Below are 4,845 nucleotides of genomic sequence, written 5' to 3'. Positions count from 1 at the left end.
GTGATGGGTAGCGAGACTGATTCGGCGAGAATCAGATCGTGGCGGGACTGGCGGTCGATCTCGTCGGCGAGTGCGCTGTAGCCGGTGAAGCGCACCGAGACGCCGGGGACGGTCAGCGCCGCGGCGATGTCGTGGTAGGCCGCTATGCGCTGATTGTCGTCGCCGGCGGCGAACACCACGGCCAGCCCCTGCCGGCCGTCCGCCGACCGCAGGAAACCCTGGCGCGGTGGGGCGTTGTTCCAATAGGTCTGCACCGGCTGGGCCAGCAGCGCCGCATCGATGTGGTCCACCGCCTGCTGGACGCGCGGGCCCAGTGCGGTGAGGTCCTGTCCGTCGGGCGCGGTGTAGATCGCGATCACATCCGGGTTCTGTCGGCCCAGATGCGCGGTGACCACCCGGTCGACGAGCGCGGATTCGCTGCCGGGATCGGCGAATCCGGCCGCGCTCACTCGCTGCTGGACGTCGGCGCCGAACAGTCCGCACACGATCGCCGCACCGATCGCCGCCAGCAGCACCAGGGTCGGGCGGGTACCGACGAGCCGCGCCCAGCGGGTCATGCGAGGACCGGATCCGGCTGCGGCAGTTCGCTTTCCAGAGCTGCCGCGATGCGGTCCAGGAGCCCTTCGAGCCGATCCTCGATGCCGTGGCCGTTGCGCGCGGAGACCGTCAGCTCGGTGCGACCGCCGGCCTCCACCATCGCGAACAGGAGCGGCATCGCGACGCTGTGCTGCGGCAGCACCCGCACCGCCGTAGGCGACCAGCCGGGCACCGCCAGTGCGCCGAGATCGAAGCGGCCCATGTGCGAGACCGTCGCCGAGGCGAGATTGCGCCCGAAGCGAGCGCCGAGCGCATTGGTGGTGCGCAGAATGGTGCGGCCGACGGCATGCGGCGCGTTGGCGATCGCGCTGGCGGCCAACTGGTTGAGTTCGGTGCGTTCCCGCAGGCCCGCGCGCATGCCTTCGCGCACCTGCCGCCAATCCTGGCCGGGCCGGATATCGAGGAACAGCGGCAACGCCAGATTCCCCGTCGATCGCAGCTGTGGGTCGTGACGGCGCAGATCGACCGGGACCATGATCCGCTGCGTGCTGCCCGCGGCATCGGCCAGCAGCGCCGACACCCGCGCCACCGCACCGGAACCGGTGGCGGCGATACTGCGGTGCCGCAGCAGATGCCGGGGGCTGCCCACCTCCTGACGGCCGTGGCCGACCGCCGAGCGGAAGCGGGGAATCATCGCGGTGGGGCGGCCGGGTGCGCCGAGGCGCCGCACCAGTTCCCGATCGGCGACCGGGTCGCGAAGCTCCTCCGGCTGTTCGCCACGCAGCGCGGCGAGGACGTTGCGGGCCCACAGCACCATGCCCATCCCGTCCATGACGCCGTGGAACACCCGGAAGATGACGGTGACCGGGTCGCCGGTCAGGAGCAGCACCTCACAGGTGGTCTCCTGGGTGGGGCCGATCGCCGACGCGAGGACCGGATCCGCCTCGAGGCGATCGTAGTTCACGACGTGACCGGGAATCTCTCGCACGGCGGGCGGCACACCGGTGTCCACCCAGTACTTGCCCTCGCGCCGCAGCCGCGCGCCCGGGCAGGCGGCAGCCGCGACCGCGACCGCGCGGCGCAACCGCTCCGCGTCGAGGGTTCCGGTTCCCGGAATCGCCAGTTGCATCAGAAACGGCGGCGCCATATCCCGCATGGGGAAGTACATGCGCTCGGTGGGCGAGATCCGCCGCCGGAAGACGGTGCTCATGATCGGCTCCTGACTATGCGTTACCGCAGCTCGCGGGTGAGTTGCTCGATGCCGCCCTCGGATTCGAGCCAGGACAGGAACCGGGCCAGGCCCTGTTCGCGGTCGATGATCGGCGCGTAACCGAAATCCCGTGCCGCCGCGCCCGTGTCGTAGGTCGCGGTGCGGGTCAGCAATGCCACCACGTAACGCGACAGCGGTGGCGACCAGCGCCGTGCGATCGCCGGTACGCGCCAGACGGTGTCGATCACCGAGACGGCGGCCGCCAGCACCCGCGGATCGGGTCGCCGGCTGGGCGCCGGGTAGCCGAGCCCGCCCGCCACCTCGGCGAGAAAGGCCCACACGTCGGTCTTCTCCGCGTCGGCGACGAAATAGGCCTTGCCGCCGACCCGGTCGGAGGTGGCGGCGCCCAGGCAGGCGTGCACGATGTTGTCGACATGGCACAGCGATGCCTGGACCGAGCGGCCGAACGACAGATCGGGCAGGCGCCCCTGCGCGGTCCGGCCGAGCAGGCGCACGATCGGCCCGGAGCGGTCGCCGGCTCCCCAGATCGCGCGCGGCCGCAGCGCACAGGTGGTGAAACCCTCGGTGTCGGCGGCCAATACGGTCCGCTCGGCGGCGGCCTTCGTCTCGGAGTAGAGGTTCAGATAGTGGCGCGGATACGGCACCGATTCGTCGATGTCGATCTGATCGCCGCCGTCGCGATCCATCAGGGCGCTCGGGCTCGAGATGAACACGAATCGCGTCGCGCCCGCGGCCCGGGCGGCGCGCAGCAGAACTTCGGTGGCGCGCAGATTTTCGGCGCGAAACTGTGCGCGGGTGCCGCGCTCGTCGACGCGGGCGGCACTGTGGAACACGACATCGACTCCGGCGCAGGCACGTTCGAGCGACGCTTCGTCGGTGAGGTCGCCGAAGGTGACCCGCACCCCGTCGAGATCGGGCAGATCGCCGAGGTTGCTGGTGCGCCGCGCGAGCACGGTCACCTCGTGGCCGCCCTCGCGTACCAGGCGGCGGACCAGTGCGCCGCCGAGAAATCCGGATGCGCCCGTGACGAGTGCCTTCACCGTTGGTTCTCCTCGAAAGATGCCGTGCTGCGCACTGTTTCGGTACGCCACCAGGTGAGGCCGAACAGCTGCGTCATGACGGCGGTGTACAGGCGGGACCGGCCGCTGCTCCGTGCGGCGCGCAACGCGACCGGAATCTGGGCGGCGTGCACACCGATGCTGAGCACCGCGTCGATCCACCACAGCGTTCGCAGCCACCGGCGGCCGGAGCCCCGGACCGCCGGACCGGCCAGCAGAAACAACCAGCCCGCGATCGGAACAGACCGCAGCGCAACCACTTTCATCGTCATCGCGCCGCCTTCGCGATCTGCCGGGCCGCCCATCCCGCGAGCTGTTCTCGTCCGATCTTGGCGTTGTGCCGGATATCGACCGGGAAGTTCGGATGGAACAGGAACTGCGAAATCTTCGTGGTGAGCTCGAATTCCGCGCCACGCGCACGCAGGGCGGCGGTCACGTCGTCGCGATCGGCGCCCGGACGCAGTTCCACACACAGCACGGGGCGCTGCGCTCCGGCCGGGCCCACCCCGACCAGCGCCGTGCGCGCCACACCGGCGACGGCGTTGAAGATCTGTTCGACCTGCACCGTGAACATCGGCCCGTCGGCGGTGCGTACCCGCTGGGATTTGCGCCCGCAGAACCAGATTCGTCCCTGATCGTCGATCCACGCCAGGTCGCCGGTGCGATGCCAGACGGTCTCGCCGTCGACGATCTTGCCCGTCGCGTTCGCCGCGGCGGGCCAGTAGTAGCGGGTGCTCACATTCGGCCCGGCCACCACCAGTTCGCCGATGCCGCCGGTGGTCACCACGTCGCCCTCGCGAGCCTGGGCGTCCGCCCAGGTGGGCAACGGGTCGTCGGTGATCGCCACGACGCGTGCCCGCACCCGGTCGGCGGGGCGTCCGATGCAGGTGCCCGCACCGGCGCGGGCGCGTTCGGACAGGCCGTCCAGTAGTTCGCGCGATTCGATCGTCGACATCGGCAGCGCCTCGGTGGATCCGTATCCGGCGTAGACCAGCACATCCTCGTCGAGCACCGCGCGCAGGCCGGCGATACACCAGTCCGGGACCGGCGCGCCCCCGGAATAGATACTGCGCAGCGTCGGTAGCCGGGTGCCGGTCTGCTCGAGGTGGCGCAGCAGCGGGATCAGCACGGCGGGGGAGGCGAACATGGTGCGCACCCCGAATCGGCCGATGGCGTCGGCCACGTGCGCCGGATCGGTCGAACCCACCTTGCTGGGGATCAGCGGCGGCAGGACGCACTGGGAGCCGAGCAGCAGATCCAGGATGCCGACCAGCGGCAGCGTGATCAGCGAGGTCTGCGGCGGTACGTGGCCACGCGCGGCGTGGACCTGCTCGACCATGGCCGACAGATTGCCGTGGGTCATCTCCACGGCCTTGGCGGGTCCGGTGCTCCCGGTGGTGAAGGCGATCATCAGCGGGGCGCCGTCGGGCGCCGGAGCGCGGTCCTGCGCGGTGCCGGACGGGTGGCGCCCCCAGGTGTCGAAGGTCGCTCCGCCCCAGAACCAGCGCCGCCCGACCGTGACGGCGACCCGCACGCCGCGGAAGTAGCGGCGGAACAGCACTCGCGCCGCATGCGCCTGCGGAATGCCGATGAACGCCTCGGCGTCGGCCGCCCGCAGGCACCGCAGCATACGGCGCAGTCCCATGCCCGGATCGATGACCACCGGAACCGCACCGATCTTCAACAGGCCCAGCATGATCGCGTACAGCTCCGGCCCGGGCAGCACCAGCACGATGGTGCGGGTTCCGCTGCCCACGCCCGCGGCGGTGAGCCGCTTACCGATCGCGTCGGACCAGCGGTCCAGGTCGGCGTAGCTCAGCCGCCGATAGTGCGGTGTGGGCGTATGCCCGGCGTCGGCGAAATACACCGCGGTGCGGTCCGGTGCCGCGGCGGCGACCACGCGGAACCGGTCGATCGCGCGCCAGTAGGTACCGCTCACGCCGCCGCACCGGCCGCCACCGGCAAGCGGTACACCGCGGCCGCCGCGGACGGTCCCGCGCCCGCCGCGACGAACAGCAC

5 protein-coding genes are annotated in these 4,845 nt (G+C 71.1%); all 5 read right to left on the bottom strand.

Going from position 1 to position 4,845, the window contains the following annotated elements:
- Positions 1 to 557: MMPL family transporter (locus RJ03_RS14155; protein WP_036502251.1), on the bottom strand; the 557-nt coding region annotated here is incomplete at its 3' end.
- Positions 554 to 1,747 (bottom strand): peptide synthetase, encoded by a 1,194-nt coding sequence (locus tag RJ03_RS14150; protein WP_036502248.1) that lies wholly within the window; start codon positions 1,745 to 1,747, stop codon positions 554 to 556. The genes RJ03_RS14150 and RJ03_RS14155, both read right to left, overlap by 4 nt.
- Positions 1,748 to 1,767: 20 nt before the next feature.
- Positions 1,768 to 2,808 (bottom strand): NAD-dependent epimerase/dehydratase family protein, encoded by a 1,041-nt coding sequence (locus RJ03_RS14145; RefSeq protein WP_051024676.1) that lies wholly within the window; start codon positions 2,806 to 2,808, stop codon positions 1,768 to 1,770.
- On the bottom strand, positions 2,805 to 3,098 hold the full coding sequence (locus RJ03_RS14140) for a hypothetical protein (RefSeq protein ID WP_051024677.1): 294 nt from the start codon (positions 3,096 to 3,098) through the stop codon (positions 2,805 to 2,807). Before RJ03_RS14140 ends, RJ03_RS14145 begins: the two co-directional genes overlap by 4 nt.
- The gene (locus tag RJ03_RS14135; RefSeq protein WP_036502245.1) at positions 3,095 to 4,765 is read right to left on the bottom strand and encodes a fatty acid CoA ligase family protein; all 1,671 of its coding nucleotides are present in this window, start codon (positions 4,763 to 4,765) and stop codon (positions 3,095 to 3,097) included. Before RJ03_RS14135 ends, RJ03_RS14140 begins: the two co-directional genes overlap by 4 nt.
- Positions 4,766 to 4,845 lie beyond the last annotated feature (80 nt).

The sequence above is a fragment of the Nocardia aobensis NBRC 100429 genome (genome assembly GCF_000308375.1).
GTDB lineage: Bacteria > Actinomycetota > Actinomycetes > Mycobacteriales > Mycobacteriaceae > Nocardia > Nocardia aobensis.
Note: the sequence above shows the minus strand (reverse complement) of the source record. Positions and strands in the feature narration are given on the sequence as shown.

Coding starts and splice junctions, on each gene's coding strand:
- RJ03_RS14150 (WP_036502248.1), bottom strand. CDS start 1,747: ATGAGCACCGTCTTCCGGCGGCGGATCTCGCCCACCGAGCGCATGTAC.
- RJ03_RS14140 (WP_051024677.1), bottom strand. CDS start 3,098: ATGACGATGAAAGTGGTTGCGCTGCGGTCTGTTCCGATCGCGGGCTGG.